Source organism: Pseudomonas sp. B22129, assembly GCF_044218875.1.
Classification (GTDB): Bacteria; Pseudomonadota; Gammaproteobacteria; order Pseudomonadales; family Pseudomonadaceae; genus Aquipseudomonas.
Map to the genome: position 1 here is coordinate 5,470,762 of NZ_CP162592.1, position 24,323 is coordinate 5,495,084.

General features: G+C 61.7%; 29 protein-coding genes. 6 read left to right on the top strand and 23 right to left on the bottom strand.

The annotated features are described in order from the left end of the window. The first annotated feature begins 22 nt into the window (after positions 1-22). Positions 23-1,453, top strand: a complete 1,431-nt coding sequence (locus AB4P94_RS24835; RefSeq protein ID WP_395607940.1) for a serine hydrolase domain-containing protein — start codon at positions 23-25, stop codon at positions 1,451-1,453. A 112-nt stretch (positions 1,454-1,565) separates the two neighbouring features. On the opposite strand, the gene AB4P94_RS24840 is transcribed toward AB4P94_RS24835, so the two are convergent. From AB4P94_RS24840 to AB4P94_RS24885, 10 genes are all read right to left on the bottom strand, one after another. Continuing rightward, entirely contained in the window at positions 1,566-2,900 is a 1,335-nt protein-coding gene (locus AB4P94_RS24840; RefSeq protein ID WP_395607941.1) for an OprD family porin, read from the bottom strand. A gap of 54 nt (positions 2,901-2,954) precedes the next feature. Further along, positions 2,955-4,307, bottom strand: a complete 1,353-nt coding sequence (locus tag AB4P94_RS24845; protein ID WP_395607942.1) for an MFS transporter — start codon at positions 4,305-4,307, stop codon at positions 2,955-2,957. Positions 4,308-4,501: 194 nt separating this feature from the next. Then, a complete protein-coding gene (dmpG, locus tag AB4P94_RS24850) occupies positions 4,502-5,521 on the bottom strand; it encodes a 4-hydroxy-2-oxovalerate aldolase (RefSeq protein WP_395607943.1) in 1,020 nt (339 codons plus the stop codon). A 10-nt stretch (positions 5,522-5,531) separates the two neighbouring features. Then, positions 5,532-6,464: an acetaldehyde dehydrogenase (acetylating) gene (locus tag AB4P94_RS24855; protein WP_395607944.1), complete on the bottom strand. Its 933-nt coding sequence runs from the start codon at positions 6,462-6,464 to the stop codon at positions 5,532-5,534. A gap of 1 nt (position 6,465) precedes the next feature. After that, positions 6,466-6,657, bottom strand: coding sequence for a 4-oxalocrotonate tautomerase family protein (locus tag AB4P94_RS24860; protein WP_395607945.1), 192 nt, complete (start codon positions 6,655-6,657; stop codon positions 6,466-6,468). Between the two features lie 10 nt (positions 6,658-6,667). Then, positions 6,668-7,468 carry a 2-oxo-3-hexenedioate decarboxylase gene (gene dmpH, locus AB4P94_RS24865; RefSeq protein ID WP_395607946.1) on the bottom strand — a complete coding sequence of 267 codons (801 nt, stop codon included), beginning with the start codon at positions 7,466-7,468 and terminating at the stop codon, positions 6,668-6,670. Positions 7,469-7,479: 11 nt separating this feature from the next. Continuing rightward, on the bottom strand, positions 7,480-8,256 hold the full coding sequence (gene dmpE / locus AB4P94_RS24870; protein ID WP_395607947.1) for a 2-oxopent-4-enoate hydratase: 777 nt from the start codon (positions 8,254-8,256) through the stop codon (positions 7,480-7,482). An 8-nt stretch (positions 8,257-8,264) separates the two neighbouring features. Then, positions 8,265-9,722: a 2-hydroxymuconic semialdehyde dehydrogenase gene (locus tag AB4P94_RS24875; protein WP_395607948.1), complete on the bottom strand. Its 1,458-nt coding sequence runs from the start codon at positions 9,720-9,722 to the stop codon at positions 8,265-8,267. A gap of 2 nt (positions 9,723-9,724) precedes the next feature. Next, positions 9,725-10,423, bottom strand: a complete 699-nt coding sequence (locus AB4P94_RS24880; protein WP_395607949.1) for a class II aldolase/adducin family protein — start codon at positions 10,421-10,423, stop codon at positions 9,725-9,727. Then, the gene (locus tag AB4P94_RS24885; RefSeq protein ID WP_395607950.1) at positions 10,420-11,283 is read right to left on the bottom strand and encodes a VOC family protein; all 864 of its coding nucleotides are present in this window, start codon (positions 11,281-11,283) and stop codon (positions 10,420-10,422) included. The genes AB4P94_RS24880 and AB4P94_RS24885 overlap by 4 nt, the downstream gene beginning before the upstream one ends. Before the next feature lie 106 nt (positions 11,284-11,389). On the opposite strand from AB4P94_RS24885, the gene AB4P94_RS24890 reads away from it, so the two are divergent. Continuing rightward, on the top strand, positions 11,390-12,289 hold the full coding sequence (locus AB4P94_RS24890; RefSeq protein ID WP_395607951.1) for a LysR family transcriptional regulator: 900 nt from the start codon (positions 11,390-11,392) through the stop codon (positions 12,287-12,289). 750 nt (positions 12,290-13,039) lie between these two features. Here the strand turns inward: AB4P94_RS24890 and AB4P94_RS24895 are convergent. Genes AB4P94_RS24895 through AB4P94_RS24915 form a run of 5 tightly spaced genes read right to left on the bottom strand, consistent with a single transcriptional unit; the run spans position 13,040 to position 15,499 of the window. Beyond that, the gene (locus AB4P94_RS24895; RefSeq protein WP_395607952.1) at positions 13,040-13,618 is read right to left on the bottom strand and encodes a hypothetical protein; all 579 of its coding nucleotides are present in this window, start codon (positions 13,616-13,618) and stop codon (positions 13,040-13,042) included. A gap of 37 nt (positions 13,619-13,655) precedes the next feature. Further along, positions 13,656-14,150, bottom strand: a complete 495-nt coding sequence (locus AB4P94_RS24900) for a periplasmic heavy metal sensor (RefSeq protein WP_395607953.1) — start codon at positions 14,148-14,150, stop codon at positions 13,656-13,658. Next, positions 14,147-14,578: a hypothetical protein gene (locus tag AB4P94_RS24905; RefSeq protein WP_395607954.1), complete on the bottom strand. Its 432-nt coding sequence runs from the start codon at positions 14,576-14,578 to the stop codon at positions 14,147-14,149. The genes AB4P94_RS24900 and AB4P94_RS24905 overlap by 4 nt, the downstream gene beginning before the upstream one ends. Next, on the bottom strand, positions 14,575-15,153 hold the full coding sequence (locus AB4P94_RS24910) for an RNA polymerase sigma factor (RefSeq protein WP_395607955.1): 579 nt from the start codon (positions 15,151-15,153) through the stop codon (positions 14,575-14,577). Before AB4P94_RS24910 ends, AB4P94_RS24905 begins: the two co-directional genes overlap by 4 nt. A gap of 34 nt (positions 15,154-15,187) precedes the next feature. After that, on the bottom strand, positions 15,188-15,499 hold the full coding sequence (locus AB4P94_RS24915) for a YXWGXW repeat-containing protein (RefSeq protein WP_395607956.1): 312 nt from the start codon (positions 15,497-15,499) through the stop codon (positions 15,188-15,190). 225 nt (positions 15,500-15,724) lie between these two features. Here AB4P94_RS24915 and AB4P94_RS24920 point away from each other — a divergent pair, with 225 nt between their 5' ends. Continuing rightward, positions 15,725-15,865 (top strand): hypothetical protein, encoded by a 141-nt coding sequence (locus AB4P94_RS24920; RefSeq protein WP_395607957.1) that lies wholly within the window; start codon positions 15,725-15,727, stop codon positions 15,863-15,865. Here the strand turns inward: AB4P94_RS24920 and AB4P94_RS24925 are convergent. Further along, positions 15,862-16,110 (bottom strand): DUF1652 domain-containing protein, encoded by a 249-nt coding sequence (locus tag AB4P94_RS24925; RefSeq protein WP_395607958.1) that lies wholly within the window; start codon positions 16,108-16,110, stop codon positions 15,862-15,864. The genes AB4P94_RS24920 and AB4P94_RS24925 overlap by 4 nt on opposite strands. 246 nt (positions 16,111-16,356) lie before the next feature. Between AB4P94_RS24925 and AB4P94_RS24930 the strand changes: the two genes are divergently transcribed. Then, on the top strand, positions 16,357-17,301 hold the full coding sequence (locus AB4P94_RS24930; protein ID WP_395607959.1) for a diguanylate cyclase: 945 nt from the start codon (positions 16,357-16,359) through the stop codon (positions 17,299-17,301). Between the two features lie 291 nt (positions 17,302-17,592). On the opposite strand, the gene AB4P94_RS24935 is transcribed toward AB4P94_RS24930, so the two are convergent. The 7 genes from AB4P94_RS24935 to AB4P94_RS24965 form a co-directional block, all read right to left on the bottom strand. Beyond that, entirely contained in the window at positions 17,593-17,850 is a 258-nt protein-coding gene (locus AB4P94_RS24935) for a hypothetical protein (protein ID WP_395607960.1), read from the bottom strand. Positions 17,851-17,854: 4 nt separating this feature from the next. Beyond that, a complete protein-coding gene (locus tag AB4P94_RS24940; RefSeq protein WP_395607961.1) occupies positions 17,855-18,301 on the bottom strand; it encodes a GNAT family N-acetyltransferase in 447 nt (148 codons plus the stop codon). Between the two features lie 330 nt (positions 18,302-18,631). Beyond that, a complete protein-coding gene (locus AB4P94_RS24945; protein ID WP_395607962.1) occupies positions 18,632-19,537 on the bottom strand; it encodes a helix-turn-helix transcriptional regulator in 906 nt (301 codons plus the stop codon). Between the two features lie 36 nt (positions 19,538-19,573). Further along, complete coding sequence (locus tag AB4P94_RS24950) at positions 19,574-20,269, bottom strand: fumarylacetoacetate hydrolase family protein (RefSeq protein WP_395607963.1); 696 nt, start codon at positions 20,267-20,269, stop codon at positions 19,574-19,576. A gap of 168 nt (positions 20,270-20,437) precedes the next feature. After that, the gene (locus tag AB4P94_RS24955; protein WP_395607964.1) at positions 20,438-20,935 is read right to left on the bottom strand and encodes an NAD(P)H-dependent oxidoreductase; all 498 of its coding nucleotides are present in this window, start codon (positions 20,933-20,935) and stop codon (positions 20,438-20,440) included. Positions 20,936-21,169: 234 nt separating this feature from the next. Further along, complete coding sequence (locus AB4P94_RS24960; protein WP_395607965.1) at positions 21,170-21,499, bottom strand: hypothetical protein; 330 nt, start codon at positions 21,497-21,499, stop codon at positions 21,170-21,172. Positions 21,500-21,591: 92 nt separating this feature from the next. After that, the gene (locus AB4P94_RS24965) at positions 21,592-22,032 is read right to left on the bottom strand and encodes a carboxymuconolactone decarboxylase family protein (protein ID WP_395607966.1); all 441 of its coding nucleotides are present in this window, start codon (positions 22,030-22,032) and stop codon (positions 21,592-21,594) included. A 185-nt stretch (positions 22,033-22,217) separates the two neighbouring features. Between AB4P94_RS24965 and AB4P94_RS24970 the strand changes: the two genes are divergently transcribed. Together AB4P94_RS24970 and AB4P94_RS24975 are read left to right on the top strand one after the other, a co-directional pair. After that, positions 22,218-23,603, top strand: coding sequence for a PLP-dependent aminotransferase family protein (locus tag AB4P94_RS24970; RefSeq protein WP_395607967.1), 1,386 nt, complete (start codon positions 22,218-22,220; stop codon positions 23,601-23,603). A gap of 83 nt (positions 23,604-23,686) precedes the next feature. After that, a complete protein-coding gene (locus AB4P94_RS24975; protein ID WP_395607968.1) occupies positions 23,687-24,268 on the top strand; it encodes a TIGR00730 family Rossman fold protein in 582 nt (193 codons plus the stop codon). The last annotated feature ends 55 nt before the right edge of the window (positions 24,269-24,323 follow it).

Genomic DNA, 24,323 nt, shown 5'->3' on the forward strand with positions numbered 1-24,323 from the left:
CCTTTAGCCCACGAGCCTATTCATGCCCCCGATTTCCTACGATGGTTTGCCCCGTACCAGTGCCAGCAGCGTTGGCGTTGACCCCGATCAAGTGGTTGCCTTTCTCGACGCGGTCAAGGCCGCTGGCCTGGACCTGCACGGTTTTATGCTGCACCGCCACGGCCATGTGGTCGCCGAAGGCTGGACCTGGCCGGTGGACCCCAACGAGCCGCGTGTGCTGCATTCCATGGCCAAGAGTTTCACCGGCTGCGCCATTGGCCTGGCGATCGACGAAGGCTTGTTGAAGCTGGATGACCGGTTGGTGAGTTTCTTCCCCGACGAAGTGCCGGCAGACGCCGACCCGCGCCTGGCGGACATGACCGTCGAGCACCTGCTGACCATGCGCACCGGCCACGCCAGCAATACCTCGGGCTCGGTATGGCGCGGGATCGAGACCAGCTGGATTGCCGAATTCTTCAAGATCCCATTGGCTTATGCGCCGGGCACCGACTACGTCTACACCAGCGCGGCGAGCTATATGTTGTCGGCGCTGATCAACCGCGTGACCGGGCAGACCTTGCACGCCTACCTCAAGCCGCGCCTGTTCGCGCCGCTGGATATTCACAACGCGCGCTGGGACATCGGCCCCGACGGCGTGAACCCCGGCGGCAATGGCCTCACGGCCCCCGTGTCGGCGGTGTTGAAACTGGCCGTGCTGCACGCGCAAAACGGCGTGTGGAAGGGTCGGCAAATCCTGCCGCAGGCCTGGGTCAAGGCGGCGACACAACCTCAAGGCGGGCCGAACAGCCGCTACGGTTATCACTGGATGATGAAACCGGGCGGCGCCTTCAGCGCACTGGGCGTGTTTGTGCAAATGGCGGCGGTGTACCGCGAGCATGACGCAACGCTGGTGGTGGTCGGCGGCATGAAGAACTCGGCAGCGATCATTCCGTTTATCGAGCAGTATTTTCCGGCGGTGTTTGGCGGCGGCGGCACGCCCGAGGCGGATGCGCGTTTGGAGGCGCGGTTGGCGAGCATGGCTGAGCAACCACTAATGGTTTCAGCCTGTGCGCTGCCAGCGGATTCCAAGCGCGTGTTTTCGATGGCCGAGAACGGGTTGGGCGTGAAGCAGCTGTCGTTTGATTTTCAAGGTGACGTACTGACCTTTGAATTGACCGACAGCCAGGCCACACACCGCCTGAATGTGGGGGTTGATCATTGGCTGGCAGGCCTGACCAGCATGCCCGGTCGCGCCTTGCACCACGGTTATGAGTTCAACGAGGCGCAGGTCGTAGCGGGCGCTAACTGGCTGGATGCGCGCACGCTGGAAATGACCTGGATCTACCCGCAGACCGCGTTCCGCGATCGGGTGGTGTGCGTGTTTGAGGGTGACACGGTGAGCTTCGCCCGCACCGTCAACGTCAACAGCGCAGAGCGCGAGCAGGCGGTGCTGGTGGGTACAACACAATCCTAAATGTGGGAGCGGGCTTGCTCGCGAATGCGGTGGATCAGTGGATGAATGTATTGACTGACACACCGCATTCGCGAGCAAGCCCGCTCCCACATTTTTTGATCTCTACCCGGTCTTAGAAAAACGCGTGGCTATAGGTCAGGTACAGCCGGTTCTCATCCAGATCCCGCTGCGTCGCCACCGTGCTGCGCAACATCGCATTGCGCCACTGCACCGCAAACCCGGTCAGCGTCTTGCTCTGGAACGCATAGGTGAGCATCACATCGCGCTCCCACTCATGCTGCGGGCCCTGGTCCGATTTGATATCTCCGCCGCGCTGGTACATCACTTGCGACGTCAGCCCCGGCAACCCCAGCGTGGCGAAGTTGAACGCGTGCTGCGCCACCCAAGTGTTCTCACCGGCCCGCTGGAAACGCGCGCCGGTCTGGCGGTCGGTGATCAGGTAAGTCGATGAACCATCGCCCTCGTTGAGAAACGGAAAGTCGCTGGCGCCATTGAGGTGCTGATAACCGAGGCTGAACGCATGCCCGCCCAGGCTGTAGGTGAACAGCCCCGCCAGCACGCGGTTATCGACTTCGCCATTGTTGCGATAACCGCTGCTGCGGTAGCCCTCGGCCCGTCCGGCGGCGCTGCCGTTGGCACCGTCAGAGGTGCTGTCGAAAAAGCGCAAATCACTTTTCAGGCTGCCCACCGGCAAGGTCAGGTTATGCACCAGGCCGACAAAGTGCTGCTGGTAAAAGTCTTCCAGCTCACCGTAGTAGTACTGCAGCAGCAGGTTCGGGCGCACGGTGTAATCCACCCCGGCGTAGTAGAACTGATTGCTGCGCTTGCCCGCGGGGCCGCCGGCGCCGCTGATGGCGAGGTCCTCGTTGTTTGAAGAATTACGGCTTTTTACGCCACTCAGGCGCCCGCCGATCAGGGTGAAGTTTTCAAAATCCTTGGAGGTGGCTTGCCAGCCCTGAAAGGTCTCGGGCAACAGGCGCCCGTCGTTGTAGACCACCACTGGCAGCTTGGGCATCAGGGTGCCGACTTTCAGTTCTGTCTTGGCCACCCGCACTTTGCCGGTCAGGCCCAGGCTGGCGAAATCACTCACCGCGCGGCCGTCGCTGCCGGTGGGGAACACAAACCCGCCCTGGGTCACGCCGTTGGGGTTGCCGTGGGTGCCGCGCCCGGAATCCAGGCGAATGCCGAGCATGCCCAGGGCGTCCACGCCAACGCCGATCGGGCCCTGGGTGTAGCCGGAATTGAAGTTGAGGATAAAACCCTGGCCCCACTCTTCCAGCTTCGAAGGCTGGGCCGGGCCGCTGCGGTTGTCCTGATTGAAATAAACGTTACGCGCTTCGATCTTGGCGTGAGCGTCGTCGAGAAAGCCTTCGGCTTGGGCGGCGGTGGTCAGGGAGAGTAAAAAGCAGGCGCATGCAGGCGCCGCTTGAAATACGGAAGTTTTCATTGGGTGTACCCGTGGCTTTTATTGTTGTGTGGGGTTACAGCATTGATCGGGTGATCAGGTTGGGAGTGCGGTGACTTCAGCCACCGTTTTTTTGCGCTCGGTCATGCGCTGCAACGCGAAGATCGCAATCGAACCCAGCAGCGCCGGGATCGCCAGCACGATGAAAAACACCGATGGCTGCCCCAGTTGCGCGATCAGCCACGCCCCCAGCACCGAACCGATGATCGAGCCGACCCGGCCGTTGGCCATGGCCCAACTCACGCCCGTCGCTCGTGCGGCGGTGGGGTAAATGCTCGCCGACAGCAGGTTCAAACCGTTCTGCGCCCCGGCCACGCCGAAGCCGACCATGAACACCGTAAGCCCCAGCCAAAACGCATCGGCCAGCACAAAACCAATCAACGCGATCACCAGCGCCGAGCCCAGATACGCCAGGCCCAGCACGCGATACGGGCTCACGCGGTCCATCAGCAGTGCCATGAGGATCGCCCCCACCGTGCCCCCCAGCGGCACCATCGCGCCAATTCGCGCAGCGGCGGCGATGTCGTAGCCGGCGTCTTTGAGGATGCTCGGCAGCCAACTGGTCAGCAGGTAGAACACAAACAGCGAGCAGAAAAACGTGCCCCACAGCAACACGGTGCGCAGGGCGCGGTTCTCAATGAACAGTTGCGAAATCGGCGAGCGTACGGCCACCGGGCTTTGCGGTTCGATGAAGGTGATGTCGTGCAGGTCGGTGCGGCCGGTGATCTTGCCCATCACGGTTCGCAGCGCTTCGGTATGGCCCGCGTGGGCCGCCATAAACCGCACCGACTCAGGCAACCGCCAGGCCAGCAACGGCAACAGCAGCAGCGGCACGATCCCGCCGATCATCAACACCCCGCGCCAGCCGAACACCGGAATGATCTGGCTGGCGACCGCACCGCCCAGCGCGAGGCCCGTGGTGAAGCCGCTGTAAGCCAGGGTGACCATGATCATCCGCCGCCGTGCCGGCGAGTACTCGGCGCTCAAGGTGATACAGGTGGGCATCGCGCCGCCCAGGCCGATGCCGGTGAGAAAGCGCAAGGCGGTGAGCATGTCGATGGAGGTGGAATAGGCCGAAGCCAGGGTGCCGAGGCTGAAGATCAGCACCGAGACCAGCAGCACTTTTTTGCGCCCGCAGGCATCGGCGACCGGGCCGAAGATAAACGCGCCGACCATCAGGCCGAACAAACCGGCGCCGAAGGCCGGCGACAATTGAGCCGGTTGCAGGCCCCATTCCTGGCGCAGGGCCGGGGCGATATAGCCGATGACGGCGGTGTCGAACCCGTCCACCAGCACCACCAGAAAACACAGCACCAGCACCATGACCTGGTAGCCGGACACCCTGTTGTTATCGATCATTGCGCCTGGGTTGGCAGTCTTGCTGTTCATCAATGTTCCCCTGTTTTTGGAGTTGTCTTTGGGGTGAGTCAAGTGCACTGCAAAAGCGTGTTTCAGGTTGAAAATACGGCCCCCTGTGGGAGCTGGCTTGCCTGCGATAGCGGTGTGTCATTCACCATTTTTCCGGCAGATGTACCGCCATCGCGGGCAAGCCCGCTCCCACAGGGGTTGGCTTTATCTGTTGGTTAGCGGTTGAGCAGGTCCAGCGCCACATCCACGATCATGTCTTCCTGCCCGCCGACCATGCGGCGTTTGCCCAGCTCCACGAGGATGTCCACGGCCTTGAGGTCATAGCGCTTGGCGGCCACTTCGGCATGGCGCAAAAAGCTCGAATACACCCCGGCATAGCCCAGTGCCAACGTCTCGCGGTCCACCCGCACCGGGCGATCCTGCAACGGCCGCACGATGTCGTCGGCGGCGTCCATCAGCGCGTACAAATCCGTGCCATGGTTCCAGCCCATGCGGTCGGCGGCGGCGATGAACACTTCCAGCGGCGCGTTACCGGCCCCGGCGCCCATGCCGGCGAGGCTGGCGTCGATGCGGTCGCAGCCCTCCTCCACCGCCACAATCGAGTTGGCCACGCCCAACGACAGGTTGTGGTGCGCGTGCATGCCGGTTTCAGTGTCGGGCTGGAGCACGGCTTTCACCGCACGGAAACGCTCGCGAATGTCCTGCATGCTCATGGCGCCCCCGGAGTCCACCACGTAAATGCAGGTGGCGCCGTAGCTTTCCATTTTTTTCGCTTCAAGTGCCAGGTTCTGCGGGCTGGTGAGGTGGCTCATCATCAGAAAGCCCACCGTGTCCATGCCCAGCGTGCGCGCGTATTCAATGTGCTGGCGCGCGCAGTCGGCCTCGGTGCAATGGGTGGCGACGCGCACCACCCGCGCACCGGCGGTGTAGGCGGCTTTAAGGTCGTGCACGGTGCCGATGCCCGGCAACAACAGGGTGGCGACCTTGGCGTGGCTGATCACATCGCTGACCGCCTCGATCCACTCAAGGTCGGTGTGGGCACCAAACCCGTAGTTGAAACTGGAGCCTTGCAGGCCATCACCATGGGCCACTTCGATGGAGTCGACGCGGGCCTTGTCCAGCGCGCGGGCGATGGTTTGCACATGGTCGATGGAATACTGGTGGCGCACCGCGTGGCAGCCGTCGCGCAGCGTCACGTCGCTGATGTAGAGCTTCTTGCCGGGGTTGAAGGTCATGGTGTGAGCCTCACAAAGCCTGCGCCATGCGCTCGGCGGTGGCCAGCGCAGCGGAGGTCATGATGTCGAGATTGCCGGCGTAGGCCGGCAGGTAATGGGCGGCGCCTTCGACTTCAAGGAACACCGTGGTCTTCAAGCCGCTGAAGCGCCCCAGGCCGGGAATGTTCAGCGGCGCCTCGGGAGCGATCACTTCGAATTGCACCTTCTGCTTCAGGCGATAACCCGGCACGTAGGCAGTGACGGCATTCGCCATGTCTTCAATCGACGCCTCCACCTCTGCCTGATCCGCCGCCTCCGACAGCACGTACACCGTGTCGCGCATCATCAACGGCGGCTCCGCCGGGTTGAGCACGATGATCGCCTTGCCCTTGCCCGCACCGCCCACGGCTTCGATGGCCTGCGCGGTGGTCTCGGTGAACTCGTCGATATTCGCGCGGGTGCCGGGCCCGGCGGATTTGCTGCTGATGGACGCAATGATTTCCGCGTAATGCACCTTGGCCACGCGGGACACCGCCGCCACCATCGGAATGGTCGCCTGCCCGCCGCAGGTCACCATGTTCACGTTGAGCGCCGCCAGATTGGCGTCCAGGTTCACCACCGGCACGCAGTACGGGCCAATGGCGGCGGGCGTCAGGTCAATGACGCGAATGCCCGGTTTGTGCTGGCGCAACAAGGCGTCGTTGTCGACATGGGCCGTGGCCGAGGTGGCGTCGAACACAAAATCAATGTCGGCAAACTCGGGCATGCGCACCAAGCCTTCGACACCTTCGTGGGTGGTCGCCACCCCGAGGCGGCGTGCCCGTTCCAGGCCGTCGGAGCCCGCGTCGATGCCGACCATCACCGCCATCTGCAACTGTTTGCCATGGCGCAGGATCTTGATCATCAGGTCGGTGCCGATATTGCCCGAGCCAATGATGGCGACGTTCTTCTTGTCTGTGCTCATGTCAGCGCCCCAAGGCCTTGGCGGTTTTGCCGGCGATACCGAACTGGGTCTTCGGCACTTCGGTGATGATCACCCGCACGGACTCCGGCGGGGCCTGGATCGACGCGACCGCAGCGTTGGTCAATGCCTCGATCAACCGCGCCTTCTGTTCATCGTCGCGGCCTTCAATCAGATACACCTGCATGATGGGCATGGTCGGTTCCTCACTTGGACTGGGAGGCAAAGCGCATGGAAACGCTGCCCAGGTGCTGGTAGCGCACGGTGATCTGGTCACCCGCCTCTACCGCGATGGCTTCGGTGACGCCGCCGGTCATGATGAACGTGCCGGCGGGGAGTTCCTTGCCTTGGGTGGCGAGCATATTGGCGAGCATCGCCACGCTTTGCGCCGGGTGGCCGAGTACGGCGGCACCGGCAGCGGTGGCGACCACTTCGCCGTTTTTCTCCATCACCACGCCCAGGCATTTGAGGTCGATGCCCAATGGGCTGCGCGCCTGGCCGCCCGTGACGAAGCGTGCGGACGAGGTGTTGTCGGCGATCACACTCTTGAGGTCGAAACGGAAGTTTTCATAGCGCGAGTCGATCACTTCAACCGCCGGCAGGATGAAATCGGTGGCGGCCAAGACATCGCCCACGTGCACGCCGGGGCCTTTGAGCGGGTGCTTGAGCACGAAGGCAATTTCGGCTTCAACCTTGGGGTGAATCAGCGAATCCACGTCGATCACCGAGCCGTCGGCGCAGGAGCCGTAGTCGGTGATAAAGCCGTGAATCGGCTCGGTGACGCCCATCTGTTTCATCTTGGCGAAGGACGTGAGGCCCATTTTCAGGCCGACAATACGCACGCCCCGCGCCTCCTTGTTGGCGCGAATTGCATTCTGGATTGCGTAGGCGTCCTCCCAGTCCATGTCCGGGTGGGCATCGGTGATCTTGGCCACGGCCTCACGGTTCAGCTCGGCGTTTTCCAAATGGGTGGCGAGTTCGGCAATGGTTGCTACTGACAGGTTCATGGGGTTGCCCTTCAAACAAATCGGATGGAGGCCGAGCCGATACCGCCCAGGCTCATGCGTAACTGGTCACCGGGCTGCACCGGGACCATGGCGGCCAGGGAGCCGGACAGGATCACTTCGCCCTTCTTCAAGGCGATGCCCAGTTGGCCGAGGGTGTTGGCCAGCCACACCACCGCGTTCGCCGGGTGGCCAAGGGCGGCCGCACCGGCGCCGGTGGCGACGATTTCGCCGTTCTTTTCCAGGGTCATGCCGACGCAGGCCAGGTCGATGTCACGCGGGTCGGCCACACCGTCACCGAGCACAAATGCGGCGGCGGACGCGTTGTCGGCGACGGTATCCTGAATCTTGATTTTCCAGTCCTTGATCCGTGAGTCGACGATCTCGAAGCACGGCATCACATAGGCGGTGACGCGCAGCACGTCGGCGACGGTCACGCCGGGGCCAATCAAGTCTTCCTTCAACACAAAGGCGATTTCACCTTCGGCCTTGGGCGCGATGAAATCCGCGCAGGCCAGCGCGGCACCGTCGTTGACCAGCATGCCGCTGAGCAAGTGGCCAAAGTCCGGCTGGTCCACGCCGAGCATGTTCATCACCACTTGGCTGGTGACGCCGATCTTCTTGCCGATCACGGTTTGCCCGGCGTCGAGACGCGGTTGCAGCATCGCCAACTGGATCTGGTAGGCCTCGGCCACGGTCAATTCGGGGAATTGCTCGGTTAACGGCGCCAAGGGTTTCTTGTCGGTCAACGCCTGATGCAACTGCGCGCCGAGGTGGTTGAGGTGGGTCATGACGGTACTCACAGGCGGATGCACACGTTGCGCAGCTCGGTGTAGAACTCCAGGGAATGCACCCCGCCTTCGCGGCCGATGCCGGATTGCTTGGCGCCGCCGAACGCGGTGCGCAGGTCGCGCAGGAACCACGAATTGATCCAGCAGATGCCCACGTCCAGCGCCGCGCCCATGCGGTGGGCGACTTGCAGGTTTGTGGTCCACACGCTGGCGGCGAGGCCGTAAGGCGTGTCGTTGACCAGGCGCACCACTTCGTCTTCATCGTCGAAGGGCGCGATGTGGCAGCACGGCCCGAAGATTTCTTCGCGGATCACGGAGGAGTCTTCGCTCAAGCCGGTCCAAATGGTTGGCTGTACCCAGGCGCCTTCGGCCAGCTCGGCGGGCATGTCCGGGATGCCGCCGCCGGTCACAACGGTGGCGCCGTCTTTGGCCGCCTGCGCGTAATAGCTCAATACTTTTTGCCGATGGCCGACGGAAACCAGCGGGCCCATGGTCACGCCCGGGGCGTTCGGCGGGCCGACCTTGATGGCTTCGGCGCGCACCTTGAGGGCGGCGACAAACGCGTCAAACAATGGCCGTTGCACGTAGACGCGTTCGGTGCCGAGGCACACCTGGCCGCTGTTTTCGAACACCGCGCGGGCAATGCCGGCCACGGCTTTGTCGAGGTCCGCATCGGCAAAAATCACCCCGGCGTTCTTGCCGCCCAGCTCCAGCGACACCGGGCGCACGCCCTTGGCCGCGGCTTTCATGATGGCCTCGCCGGTGCCGGTTTCGCCGGTGAAGGTGATGCCATCCACGCCTTGATGTTCGGTGAGGAAGGCGCCCGCCGAGTTCTCGCCAAAGCCGTGCACCACGTTGTACACGCCTGGCGGCACACCGGCGTCGCGCATCACTTCGCCGAGCAAGGTGGCGGTGGCCGGGGTTTCTTCCGACGGCTTGACCACCACGGTATTGCCGCAGGCCAGCGCCGGGCCGACTTTCCAGGTCATCAGCAACAAGGGCAGGTTCCACGGGCAGATCACGCCAATCACGCCGCGCGGGTTCCGCACGGCGTAGTTGACCGCCTTGCCGCCGTCGGGGGTGTCCATGGTGAAGCTTTCGGTGGGCACGTTGCGGATCAGGTCGGCGAACACCTTGAAGTTGGCCGCGCCGCGCGGGATATCCAGGTGACTGGCCAGCGCGTGCGGCTTGCCGGTGTCGGCGATTTCCGCGGCGACGAACTCTTCAGCGCGCTGTTCGATGCCGTCGGCGACCTTGTGCAGCAAGGCGGTGCGCTGGGCGATGGTCAACTGGCCCCACGGCCCCTTCAGCGCGGCGCGCGCGGCCTTGACGGCGGCGTCGACTTGCTCGCGACCGGCCTCATGAATTTGACCAATCACGCTGTTGTCGGCCGGGTTGCGGTTGTCGAAGGTACGTACGCCCTCGACCCATTTGTTGTCGATAAAGTTATGAAAGTGCTGTGTCATGGTTAGCGCTCTTCTCTTGTTATCAGGTTCAGCTCGGCGTCGCCGGCGGTGAGGTAGTCCCACATGCGTTCGAAGATTCGGCCGCTGTTGGTGGCGCGCTGGCGGGCTTCTTCAAGGCTTAACAGCGGCGCTGTGTCTGCCACGCCGGCAGCGAGCAATTGCAGTTCGATGCGCGCGGCGTCTTCGAGGTAGAACACCAACGTCAGGGCTTCCACCAGGGAACCGCCGACCACGATGGCGCCATTGCCGCGCATCACCAGGGCCTGGGAGTGGCCGAGGTGTTCGGCAAGGGCAGCGGCTTGCGTGTCGTCGCGCAGCAGTTGCGGGTCATCCCACAGCGGCACGCCGTCCTTGAAATAGGCGCCCATGCCGTGGCGCAACTTGGGCGTAAGCCCGGCGCACGACAGGCTCATCACCTGCCTCGGCATGCTGCGGATCACCGCGTTGACGTCCGGGCGACGCCGGTAAATTTGCTGATGGATGCGCACTTCGCCCAACACCCCTTCCGGCAGCGGGCCGTGCACCGGCACCACGGTGCCGGGCTCGCCGGGCCGGATCAGGCCCATGGGTTTGGCCGCGCACACCAGAAAATGCCCGGCATCCAGGCGCAGGCTGCAATGCCCGTAGGCGTGCACAAAACCGGCGTTGGCCAGGGCGCGCGCGGCCACCCGCACCTCAGCGTGTTGGCTTGCGCGGCTCATGCCTTGAACTCCGGAATGTCGGGTTTGGAACCCCAGGCACAGAACGAGCTGGTGACCAGCGGAAACTGCCGGGGCTGGTGCGTGGCGTCATCTTCCGGGGCGATATGGCTTACACCGGTGGAGTATTCGTAGGTCATGCCGTCCGGCCCTTCGAAGTACAGGAACATCGCTCCCGACGTGGGGTGGCGGCCCGGCCCGAACAGAATCCTGATGCCGCGTTCCTTGAGGAAATACCAGGCGCGCATCACGTCATCGATGCTTTCGACCTGATGGTTGATGTGCTGCACGCCGGCATGGCTGGAGGGGAACAGCGCGATCTTGTGATGCACCTCATCGATGCGCAGCAGCGGCGCTTCGCCGATGCGGTCACTGACGCGGGCGTTGGCCAGCGTGGTCCAAAACACCTCGTCGCGCTTGGCATCGGTGGTGCGCAAACCGATATGGCTGAAGCCGGTGATGCCGGCGTCACGCGTCGCAAAATAACGGCTGCCACTGGCATGCGGGCGCAGCACCAGCTCAATGTTATTGCCGCTGGGATCGCGAAATTGAATCAGCTCGTTGACGTGGCGCACCTCGGCCGCTTCACGGCTGCCATGGCGCACGGCAAAACCGTGGTCTTCGAGCAACTGCGCGGCGTGGTCGAGTTCGCCAAGGCTGGTGACTTCAAACGCGGTGGTGGTTTCGCGCGGGTCGCCTTCGTAGTAGCACAGGGTGTGGTCGCGGCTGTCGGACCGAAAGTAGATAGCGCCGCTGGCCTCGCGCGCCACTTGCAGACCGAGCATCTGCGTGGCGTACAACTTGGCCTGGGCGAGGTCCGCCGTGCCCAGACGCACATAGCGGATGTCATGCAGATTGATCATGAAGGTGCCTCTTGGTTTTATTCTTGTCTGGACACAATCCTCGTCGTCGGGCACAAATAGCAGAAGCAAATTCTGGTTATTCAATCTATTTGATTTGGTTATAGTCATGCGCACGGATCTGAACCTGTTACGCGTTTTGCTGGCCATTCACGACTGCGGCAACGTCACCGCCGCCGCCAAGCGCCTGGGCATCAGCCAACCCGCCGCCAGCGCCGCGCTGTCGCGCCTGCGCCACTCCCTCGGCGACCCCTTGTTCGTGCGCAGCGGCACCGCCATGGAACCCACCCCGAGGGCGCGCAGCATCGTGGAACGCACCCGCGAAGTGATCGCCACCATCGACCAGGAAATCCTCCCCAGCCCCACCTTCGACCCCGCACAAAGCCGCGAAACCTTCACCTTCTGCCTGAGCGAAATCGGCGAAGTGGTCTTCCTCCCCGCCCTCTTCGACCGCCTGCGCAGCGCCGCGCCCCACGCCAAAATCCACTGCCTGAGCCTCGGCCCCAAAGACCTCCACGACGCCCTGCGCGAAGGCCGCGTCGACTCGGCCCTGGGCTACTTCCCCGACCTCGACGCCCCGAACATCTACCAGCAACGCCTGTTCTCCCACGACCTCGTCTGCCTCATCGGCCGCCACCACCGCATCACGGGCCCGCAACTGAGCATGGAAGAATTCTGCACACTGGAACACCTGCAAGTGCGCGACGGCAGCCGCAGCCAGGAGATGTACGAGAGCTTTCTGGCGGAGCAAGGGATCGAGAGGAAAATCGTGGTGCAGATGTCTCACTACATGAGCATGTCGGCGATTATCGAACGGTCGGATTTGATTGCAGTGATGCCGAGGTCGGTGGCGCATATCTATGAGAAACATTCGGCGGTCAGGATGATTGAGCCGCCGGTGGAGATACCGCCGTACAGCTTGAAGCACCATTGGCATGCGCGGAATCAGAAGGACCCGAGGCATTTGTGGTTGAGGAAGGAAGTGGTGGGGATTTTTGGAGGGGAGTGACACCGAGGTGACTGCATCGCAGGCAAGCCAGCTCCCACAGAAAAGCAGATCTGTGAAGGTATTGAAGTTTGACTCGGTCAGAAATGTGGGAGCGGGCTTGCTCGCGAATGCGGTGGGTCAGCCTATTAATTTGTTGACTGATACTCCGCATTCGCGAGCAAGTCGAATCGTCGCACCGCCGCTCCCACAGTTGGATCTCCATACATTTTGGATCTCCATTACCACAGGGAGATCGCAATCTGCTCTAGAAAAAAACAGCGCTTTTGATCCAACCACTCAGGTCGGCTACCAGGCCGCCTTGCTTTAGATTTTGATCTTGATCTGAGGCGCCCCGTTAACCACGCTGGCCGCACGCAGGCTTGAAGCCGTGGGCAACCCGGCAGGACGCCGGGTTAGCCGCGATGGGCCAGGGATGGCCCATGGCGGCGGCCCACGGATTCAAGCCTGAGTGCGGGCACACCGAGCGTGAGCGAGGTGCCGAGTGGTGGGGCGAAGACCTTTTGCTTACTTTTGGCTGGGCCGGCATTCCGGTCTTTCCAAAAGTGAGCCGCCGTAAGGGCGGAACCTATTTCAGCCGTTACCGCAGGAATGGATATGTACTCGTTCCAAAACAGGTGGCCGGCACAAAGGGTGTGGTGACCACACTGGCCCCTTCGCAGCCTCGCTAAAGCTCGACAGCTCCCACAGGGGATCTACTTAGCTCCAACACTGCACCAGCCTTGAAGACTGCGCCTGCCTGGAAGCTCGCGCCTAAACCACCACCTCCTTCTCCAGCACCAACGTAATCCCCGTCTGCGAATACACCTTCGACCACGTATTCATCGTCTTGAAATTATCATGGTTATCCCCATCCGCCGGGTCCATGAAATCCCCGCCCGGGCGCAACATCACATAATGCAGCCCCACCACAAACGTCGTCACCACACACAGCGCCCGACGGTTCGCCGCCATCGGCGGTGGTGCCCCGTGAATCACCGGAAACCCCGCCTTCACACACAACTCTTCACATGCCGGATACAACGTCGCCAACGCCGTCGCCAAAAAACCCTCCATGTAAATGGTCACATTCAACCCCAGCGACCGCGCCGCCAACGCCACACTGTGCGGGTACGAATACCCGGCCTTCGTCGGATCAAACGGCTTGACCACCCCGCCGGTCAGCGCCCCGGAAGTCAGCTTGTACAGCTCGACCTCACACATATTGGTGCGCAACGCATCCGTCGCCGATAGCCCGCCGGGCAACGTAGCGTCCAGCTCGACAGCCGCGCACAACAACGAAGCAGCCCCACAGGAAAAATCAAAAGCCTGTTTCTTTTTAGCAGCCGGCATACACGCACTTCCTTAGAGGTTGTGCGGGCTTAACGGCTTATGAACGGGGTTTATTCCCCGCCGTCTGGATGAATTTTTCTTTAACTTTGGCCTGCCCGCGCTGGTACAGCGCCTCCACCAGTTTTTGCCGCTCATCCTGGGGCAAATTGCTCGCAAACTGCGCCAGGGTGCCGTCCACCATCGCCCGCAGCGATGCGTCAGCCTCACGCGCCTTGGCCAATTGCGCCACCAGCGCATCGCGATCCAGCGTCGGTGCTTCCAGTTGCTTGATCACACCCAGGCGCGCCTCGCGGCCGGCCATGATCAGCGGCTGGCTGTCGGAACGGTTATGGCGCAGCAGCTCGCGCAATTCCTTGCGCCGCTGCGCCGGCAACTTGATCATCGCCTGGCGCAGACCATGTTGGTTGACCACCGCTTCGGCAGGTTTGGCCATCGCCATCCAGTGATAAAGGCCACCGCCCACGCCACCGATCAAAAACACATTGAGCAATACCGAAACGACCAACCAGGGTTTGAGGTTTTTTGGGATCATTGCTCGGTTTCCTCGGCGTTGACGGTGAAGACGACGTCAGCGTCGCCCTGATCGAAGACGCTGGGCAGCACTTCGGATGACAACATCGGCAGCGGCGCGCTCAACGAGGCCACCAGCACCCCGGCGGCGATGCCGGCAATGCCTGCGCCGACCAGGCCTGCGGGCGACAGCCAACTGGCATAGCGCGACCAGAATGACCCGCGTCGCGGCGCCGACTGGCGAATCTGCCGCGCCAGCGCCGGGTCGGCCAGGGCCAGTTCGTAACTGTCCAGGTGAGTGTCCAGCCAGCTCGCTTCGCGCAGCGCCTCACGGGCGCTGGCATTACCGCTGTCGAGCAGCGCCTGGGCCGAGGCCCGCTCGGCAACGGGCCAGCGATTCAAGCGGGCGCCGTAGGCGGAGGCCAACTGCGCAAATCGTTCAGGTGTCATGATTTTCCCCTTCCCTGGCGGGCGAGCCCGGGTGTGTCGGCAAGTTGGCTGCGCAACTGGCGTCGGGCCCGCGACAGCAGGCTCTCCAGTGCCTCGACGCTGATGTTCATCAGGGCCGCGGCGTCGATGTTCGACAGCTCCTGGTAGTACTGCAGCACAATGGCTTCGCGTTGGCGCTCGGGCAAGGCCGCCACGGCGGCGGCCATCCTCGCACTGCGGTCGGCCGTTTCCAACTGTTCTTCCGGGGACGGTGCGCTGTCCGCCAGCTCAAGCACCTCGTCCTCGTCCAGCGGGCGTTCCTTGCGGCGGCGCAAACGGTCATGGCACAGGTTGAGCGCCACGCGGTGCAGCCAAGTGTCGAAACGCGCCTCTCCCGCACGCCAGTTGGCCGCGTGGCGCCAGATCTTCAGGAAACTCTCCTGGGCCACGTCCCTGGCCTCATCGGCATCCCCCAGCAGCCGGCTGGCGAGCGAGAGCAGGCGCGGCAGTTTGCGCGTCACCATTTCGTTGACGGCTGCAGGTTCGTTGTTGCCGATACGCTCCAGTAGCTCAACGTCCGGATCAGTGTCTTTCAATCAGGTAATACTCGGTCCGGGGGCTAGAGGGTGTTCAGTGAATCCAGTGCCCTTCGCGCCAGGCCCAGTTCGGGCCACGGGATTCCCAGTGCCCGGGCTCCCAGCGCCCGCCGCGTTCAACCACTTGCCAGTGGCCCGGCACCCACGCGTAGGCACCGCCTTCCCAACGCCAGTGGCCACGGTCCCAGGCATAGCCCGGGCGTTCAGCGGGGATGATTTCGACACGCTCGGCGGGCGGTGCCTGGCGAATGATCACTTCGGTTTCGGCAAAGCTCGGCGTGCTGACAAGCGCGGTGAAGGCCAGCGGAACAAGCAAGGCATAACGCAATTTGGCCAATGGGCTCATGGCAACTCCTTCAGGCGGCGGGCGAAAATGCACGCCTCTGATGGGTTGAACGGCAAGCACAGAAAAATCCGTCGCAGCCAAGGTGAAGAATTTTCCCGCGAAGGATCGAAGAGAAGTATTGCTCAAGGGATAGCGGCGCTTGATGAAATGTTTGAAAGCCTGCGACGGATTTGTGCAGGTGGCTGCGTTCAACGGTTAACGCAGCACCCACCCAGAGGAAACATCATGCCCCGTCGCCTAACACTGCTTGTCGCCGCCCTGTTGATTGCCAGCCTCAGCGGCTGCGTGATCCTGCCGGAACACCGGCATTGCTGCTGGCGCTACTACGGCGCCGTGTCGACCCAGGCAGACACCGCCAACAGCTAACCCACCGCCGCAAAACCACGCCGCCCAGCCTTGAGCTCGGTGCGCAGTTCGCCAATCAGGTTTGAGATGGAACGGATGCTGTCCAGACCCTGGGGCGAAACCCGGGTGAGCAGCAGATCGACACGGCCGGACGTCGGCTCAAACACGCAGATGCGCAACGAGCCGTCGCTGTTCAGGCTGCAGTCGCAGGACAGCGGCAGAAAGCCCGAGGCCATTATCTGGTTAAGTTCGGTGATGGAAATCATGATAAAGCCCCCGTCCCTGGGTTCTACCCTGTCGGTGTGATGCAACCAGAATAGATAAGGTTTTGCCTGCTACTGAACAATTAATTCAAAAGTGATACCTGCGCCTCATTTTGCCCTGAAAACGCTGGTGCGCTGGCGCCAGAAACCAGGCGCGCGACCTCTCGTCCGGCCGTCTTTGGAGGGCTTGACTCAAGCCACGGATCGCAAGAGGCTCATGGCTCTTTGCCTTCTCACGAGCCACCTTCCATGAGCATCGCCCCCCCGAGCCCGCCCGACAGTGACGTGTACAAAACGCTGCTGGAATCGACCAAGGCCATTCCCTGGCGCATCGACTGGCAAACCATGACCTTCAGCTACATCGGCCCGCAGATCGAAACGCTGCTGGGCTGGACCCCGCAAAGCTGGGTCAGCGTGGATGACTGGGTCGAACGCATGCACCCGGACGACCGTGAATACGTGGTGAATTTCTGCGTGTCGCAGTCCCGTGCCGGGGTGGACCACGAGGCCGATTACCGCGCGCTGACCGCCAATGGCGACTATGTGTGGATTCGCGACGTGGTGCACGTGGTGCGCAAGGACGGCGAAGTGCAAGCGCTGATCGGCTTTATGTTTGATATCAGCGAACGCAAGAAGACCGAAGAGCACCTGATCCGCCTGCAAAAACAGCTGGAGGAATACTCCTTCCAGGACGGCCTCACCGGCATCGCCAACCGTCGCATGTTCGACACTGTGCTGGAGCGCGAGTGGGCCAGCGCCCAGCGCAGCCAATTGCCACTGTCGTTGATCATCCTCGATATCGATTTTTTCAAGCAGTACAACGACCACTACGGGCATATCAAGGGCGATGAAGCCTTGCGCCAAGTGGCGCGCACCTTGTCCCAGGCGGCCAACCGGCCACGGGACTTCATTGCGCGCATTGGTGGTGAGGAGTTTGTGTGGTTGCTGCCGGAAACCGATGCTGCCTCAGCCCGGCAGGTCGCGCGGCGCTGCCTGCATCTGATCTGCCAGCAGCAGATTGAGCACGGTTTTTCCCCGGTGTCCAAGCTCCTGACCTTGAGCCTTGGGGTCGGCACCCGGACCGTAACGCCCGACAGCGACATGCTCGGGTTTGTCGAGGCCGTGGACAAATTGTTGTATCAGGCCAAACGCAATGGCCGTATGCGCGCGGAGTTTGCCGACAGCGAAGTTTGACGCCGGGGTCAAACTCCGGGCAAAAAAAATCCCAAGTAGCTGATGGAAACTTGGGATTTAAAAATGCATAAACCGTGGGAGGTGAACGCCCGGGCATCATATCGATTGTCATAACCTGTAACAAGACCATTTAAATCCTTTCGTCGGATTAAAAACGGCGTAAGTCATTCAATAACCACACGTTTTTTAAGGAAGCCGACAGGTTTAATGCCACTTTTTGGTGCAACTTGGGGTTATAACCCCTTGCACTAAGCCGTTTCATTTCCCTTATTAAAACAAGGTTATTACCTGTTATGGCGCTGTTGTATTGGAATACCGTTCTTTCAATTCCTTGCACGCATCGCCGGGTTCAAGGCCGCCAGGTAGTGCAGCACGCGCAATATTTTCAACTTGCCGGCACAGCGTCAGCCGTTCAGCGGCTTCTTCACGCTGGCGATCAACCTGGGCATTGAGCCGCACAAAATAGGCCCCGAGCAGAACCGCGACGCACACCACCCCGATCACGTAGTAGCGCGATTTGTCGGACGCTGGTGGCTCTGGCGGGTTCATGGCACTAGCTCGCCCTGCTCTTGCGATAACGCACGTCGTCGCCGTCAACGCGGTCTTCCAGGGCCCAACCCAAGCGCCGGTAAAATCCGTTGGCGCGGATCTCTTCGCGCCCATCGGTAATCAGGAACAGCGTTTCATGGCGTTCGAACAAGGCCGCCTCGGTTACCGCCATCAGCTGACGCCCCAGCCCCAGGCCCTCGTAGGCAGGCCGCACAAACATCGCAAACACCTCGCCTTGTGCAAGATCAGCCATGGAGAACGCTGCAGGCTGGCCGTCAACTTCGGCGATCCATACACAAGGCGCTTCACGAATACCCTCAGCCAGCACCTGCGGCGTGATGCCCAAGCCGGCCAATTGCTCGCGGCTCAAATGGTTTTGCTGCACCGAAGTGCGGATGGCAAAGAGCGTGTCGACGTCGTCCTCGGTCGCCACGCGAATCAACATGTGCATACGAGCCTCCAGGGTGAGGGACGCAATTGTATGCAAATAGAAACATAACGATTGTCGTGGATTTGTAAAAACCGGGTTGAGAGGACAAACCGGCTCGGCAGGATATTGGGGATTTAATGGAGGGCCTGTCGAGCTTGCGCGACGCTGCGACAGCGGTAGGTCAGGAAACGTTTCTATGGGTAGTACCGCCGTCTTCGCAGGCAAGCCAGCTCCCACACTGGAACTTCATTACTGGCGCAAGAGTGCCCCGCACGACGCCTCCTGTGGGAGCTGGCTTGCCTGCGATAGCGCCAGATCAGGCGATATCTTCACCGGCAATGCCTCCCCCAGTCACTGAACAGCCCGTTGCTGTCGACGAAACTGCCCCGGTGCCAGACCATGGGCTTTGCGGAAACAGCGGGAAAAGTACGCTTCGTCGGTAAACCCGCAACGCGTGGCAATCACGCCAATCATCTGCTCACTGTTGAGCAACAAGGTGCGCGCCAGTTGCATGCGCCGGTCCAGTACCAGCTGGGAAAATGGCTTGCCGGTTTCCTTGCGCAGCAGGTGGGTCAGGTAGTTTGGCGACAGAAAGGCGGCGGCAGCCGCGTCGGTCAGGTTCAGCGTGGGCTCGTGCACATGTTCGCGGATATAGCTCTGCACCCGCGCCAGCGCGTCTTTGCGCCCGCGCCGCGTTGCATTGTTGGCGGCGAACGCCTGCAGCGGTTCGGCATAGCGCTCACACACCAGGCCAATCAGTTGAAACAGGTAACCCTTGAGCCGCTCGCGGGCGCCGAAAGTGCGCTGGGCATCCAGGGTGCGCATATGCGCCAGCCAGGTTTGCACTTCGTCGAACGCCTCGTCGTCGAGGATGAAATCCAGCTGTTCCTGGAAGCGAAACGGCGACAGTTCCGGCGCCTGGCCAATGGGGATGTCCTCCAGGTCCAGCGGATCACACGTCAATTGCGGCAGAAAGAAAGCCTGGCTGAAGTTGATCAGCATGAACTCACCGTCTTCGGGATGGGGAATCACGTGCAGGCGATGGGGCAGGATAAACGCCAGGGCTTTGCGCGGAAACGGCCGTACGGCGCCACCGATATGTTGCACGGTGTCGCCGCCGAGGTTGATCTGGATCTGGAAGTACTCATGCCGATGAGGGCTGGTCAGCGCCGCCCGCCCGCGTTTGTCGCGGATGTAGAAGTCGGGGCGGTCGCTGCGTTGCTCCATGCCATAAGTGGTGACGCGGGTGCCTGGCATAACGGTTTCTCGAATGGCCTGGGCACCACTTTAGCCTCAACCCTGGCTCAGGGTGAAACTCAACTCGCCCAGCCCTTCGATACCGGCGCTGACCACATCCCCTGACTGCAATACGCCGACACCTGCGGGCGTGCCGGTGAAGATCAGGTCGCCAGGCTTGAGGGCTACCGATTTCGAGGCATGGCTGATCACCTCGCTGACGGACCAGATCTGGTCAGCCAGGTCGCCAACCTGGCGCTGTTCGCCATTGACCTTCAGCCAGATTTTCCCGGTGGAGGGGTGCCCGACTGCGCTCACGGGTTGCAAGGCAAGGGTCGGCGCCGATTCATCAAACGCTTTGGCCCATTCCCACGGCCGCGAGAGCTTTTTCGCCTGGGCTTGCAGGTCGCGGCGCGTCAGATCGATGCCGACGCCATAACCCCAGATGTGGGAAAACGCCTCTTCAGGGCTGATATCCACGCCGCCCTTGCCGATGGCCACCACCAGCTCCACTTCATGGTGCAGGTCGGCGGTCAATGGCGGATAGGCGATCACACCTTCGGCCGATACCACCGCATCTGCCGGTTTCATAAAAAAGAAGGGTGGCTCGCGGTCCGGGTCGTGCCCCATTTCCCGGGCGTGTTCGCTGTAGTTACGGCCCACGCAGAACACGCGGCGCAGTGGAAAGCGCGCGTCGCTGCCCGAAATTGCCAGGGATGGGGTTTGTGCGGGGGTGATTACGTAATCAGTCATGGCTTGTGCCTCTTCGTTTACCTGGCGCCAGTATGGTCAGTGGCGCCCGGGCAAAGTTGGACGGGCTTACGCAGATTTTGCACTGGCCGGTGCTTGCAGGGGCACGACAGGCGGGTATTTGACCCGACGTTCGAGACGGCCAGGCATTGTTTTAAGGGAACACGTTGATCATTTGTTTAGCGAGAGCACTCGCAGCAGATATTCGCGTGGTGTTGCGACAGGGTCAAACGTGTCGGCGTGCACATAAAACGGTTCGACAAAGTGCATCTTGCAGGTGCGTGCAGTTTGTACAAAGGCCGGCATAAAGTCCGACAGCCAATGCATGTTATAACCCGCCGGCCCATACGAGCGCTGCGCACCGCCGGTGGTCAACGCCACCAATAACGGCTTGCCGGCCAAGGCGTAATGCTTGCCCTCGACGCCGCCATGGTGCGCCCAGCCATTCAACAACACATCATCCAGCCACTGTTTCAACAGGCTGGGCATCGAGTACCAGTAGAACGGAAACTGCAGCACGATTGCGCTGGCATCGGCGAGTTTCAGGCGATCCTCTGCCAGCAGCGTATCCGGCAAACCGGCGAAGGTGGCGTGCCGGTAGCGCTCATAGAGGTCGACCACCTCAACAGGTTGCACACCGGACACGCCTTCCAACAGGCTTTTATTCATAACCGATCTATTTAATTCGGGGTGCGCCGCAATAACCACAATCATCGTTCAGTCTGCCTTCACTATTAAGTTATTTTAGTTAGTGGCTGTTGATAGTCATCAACTTGCCAGGCGCAGTGTATAACCAGGCCTGCCTGACGACTTATGATCGTTACTGATACGTGACATGCGTTCAATTGATAAAAAACAGTGGTTAAAGCGCTGAAACTTATTGATTTAACCACTGACCTCTTTTTATTTACGCGCCACTTTATAGCGCAGGCAATCCTGATAAAAACTTTGGCGAATCACCTCCGGCTTTAACCGCGAATGGCTGTCGTAAGTCTGCTCGGTGATACCCATGGCCATCATGCGCATCCACGACTTGGTGAACTTGATGGTCTGGATCTTTTGCCGCGCGGCATACAGTGACACGCCCGACAGCTTGAGTTCCTGGGCCCTTGCGGCAGTGCCGGCGCCCCAACTGCACATGTACTTGTCACCCTCGCGCAGCTCCCGTGCCTGCACGGCAGCCGCGCCGCCCGCCAACGAGCAGGCGATCAGCATGATTCCAACAGTGCGCATTTGCTTCCTCACCTAACCACCTGAAAATAAAAGTGATTCTGGCGAGAATTTTGTTACAAAGGGGCCATTAAATTGCCTTATCGCGCAATGTTTCAGCTCGCCGCTGCTGGAGTGGTGCGGAAGGTAATGCCGAGGCGATTGAAGGCATTCATCAGGGCGATGCCGTAGGTCAGGTCGGCGAGTTCTTTGGCACTGAACTCAGCGGCAGCGGTTGCATAGTCTGCGTCCGAAACAGCGTTGCGGGTCACGGCCTCGGCGAAGGCCAGGGCAATGCGCTCGCGGGGGGTGAATACATTACGGGCGTCGTGCCACACCGGCACCAGCACCAGCTTGTCCACGGCCAGGCCTTGTTTAAGCAAGTCCCGCGAGTGCATGTCGATGCAGAAGGCGCAGCCGTTGATTTGCGAGACGCGCAGGTAAACCAGGTCGATCAGCGCCTTGGGCAGGCCGCTGTTTTGCAGGTAGACATAAACGCCGCCAAAAGCCTTGTAGCCTTCCGGGGATGCTTGGGTGTAATCGAGGCGAGTGGTCATGATGAATCCTGTAGGGGTTGAGTGAAGGGGCCAGTGTGGTCCGCCATGGCTCACCCCTGAAGAGCCATGACTGCGCCTGATACCTGGACCATGATGGCCTAGCCCTTAGGCGCATTTATGGCACTGTTGCCTGGGTCATGAAGCCGTTAGAGTGAAGCCCGCCGCGACCTGGATAAACGTGCCCCATGCAAACCCTGCCACCGCTGGACCCCGCCGCCGCCGAACCTATCTACCGTCAGCTCTATTGGCGCTTTCGCAGGGCGATTGCCGATGGTTTGCTCAAGCCCGGCGAGCGCATTCCCGCCGCGCGGGCGCTGGCCAAGGAGTTGGGGCTGGCACGCGGCACCATCGACAATGCCTACGCCCTGCTCACGGCCGAAGGCTACATCGAGCCCCGTGGCCAGGCGGGCACTGTCGTTGCCAGAGGCGTGCAAACCACCCTGCCCGCCCGCGCAGTGATCGCGCCTTACCAGGCTGCACGGCAACAGCAACCGGTGCTGCCGTTCCAGATGGGCCTGCCCGCGCTCGATGCGTTTCCGCGCAAGATCTGGGCGAAAATCGCCGCCCGCTGTGTACGCGCCACGCAACTGGCGGACATGGCCAACCCACCGGTGCAGGGCTTGCCCGCATTACGCACGGCGATTGCCAGTTACCTGCAAGTGGCCCGGGGCATTGACTGCGCGCCGGAGCAAATCTTCGTCACGGCGGGCTATCGCAACAGCCTCGGCCTGATCACCCACGCCTTGCTCAAGCCTGGCGACACCGTGCAGGTGGAAGACCCCGGCTATCGGCCAACGTACCCGCTGCTGGCGCACTTACAGATTAAAACCCGCCCGGTCCCCGTGGATCAGGACGGCCTGTGCGTGCAGCAACTCGGGGACGCCCGCGCCGTGATTGTCACGCCGGCCCACCAAAGCCCTCTGTGCGTATCGCTGTCATTGCCACGCCGGCTGAACTTGCTGGAGTGGGCCAGCCGCCAGCAGGCCTGGATCATCGAGGACGATTACGACGGCGAGTACCGCTACGTCAGCCGCCCGTTGCCCGCACTGAAAAGCCTCGACCGCGACGGCCGTGTGGTCTATGCCGGCACCTTCAGCAAAGTGCTGTTCCCCGGTATTCGCCTGGCCTATCTGGTGGTACCTGCGGCCCAAGTGGCGCGCTTTGAACAGGTCAGCCAGACCTTCCTCGGCAATAGCCCCGAGCTGACCCAGGCCATCCTCGCCAGCTTTATGGCTGAGGGCCATTTCGCCCGGCATATCCAGCGCATGCGCAAGCTCTATGGTGAACGCCGCGAAGCCACGGCGGCGGGCCTGCGTAAGGTGCTGGGCGAGCATATTTGCATTGATACGCAGCCTGGCGGCATGCACTTGATTCTGCGGCTCAAGGCGTCGCAGTCAGACCGTTTGCTGGTGGCAAAATTGGCGAGCGCGGGCATCTACGCGGAAGCCTTGAGTGAATGGAGTATCCATCAGCAAACCGGCCCCGGCTTACTGCTGGGCTTTGCCAATATCGACTCCCAGGCCCGCTCCGAGGCCCTGGGCCAACGCATTCTGGAATGCCTGATGGCCTAGTCATCCAACCGCCGCTTGGTACTGGCCAGGCAGGCCATCCGGCGCGACACTGCGGTGCTTGCCCCTAACTCTCAGGATCGACCATGCGCAGCCTTACGATTTTCTGCGGTTCCAACTTCGGTACTGACCCGCGTTACGCTGAAGATGCCAAGGCCTTGGGCCGTGAAATCGCCCGGCGTGGCATCCGCCTCGTCTACGGCGGCAGCGCCAAAGGCTTGATGGGCGTGATCGCCGAGAGCGCACTCGCCGAAGGCGGCGAAGTGGTCGGCGTGATCACGCGCTTGCTGCATGACCTGGGGCACATGCACCCAGGCCTCAGCCGCTATGAGGTCACCGACGACATGCGCAGCCGCAAAGCGCGCATGAGCGAAATGGCCGACGCGTTCATCGCCCTGCCCGGCGGCCTGGGCACCTTTGAAGAGTTGCTGGAAGTGATGACCCTGACCCAGTTGGGCGAACACAGCAAAGGCGTGGCCTGCCTGAACACGGCGAACTTCTTCGCGCCGCTGCGCAGCCTGTTCGAGCACGGGGTGAAAGAAGGCTTCATGAAAGCCGAGCACAGCCAGATGCTGCTGCTGGAAGAGAACCCCGGCGCCCTGCTCGATGCCCTTGAGCGGTGGCAGGCGCCGGTGGTCACAAAATGGATCGAACCGGTCACGGGTTAAACCGTTTCGGCCTTGGCGGTGCTGCTCCCGATTCCTGTCGCCAAGGCCTTTTTTC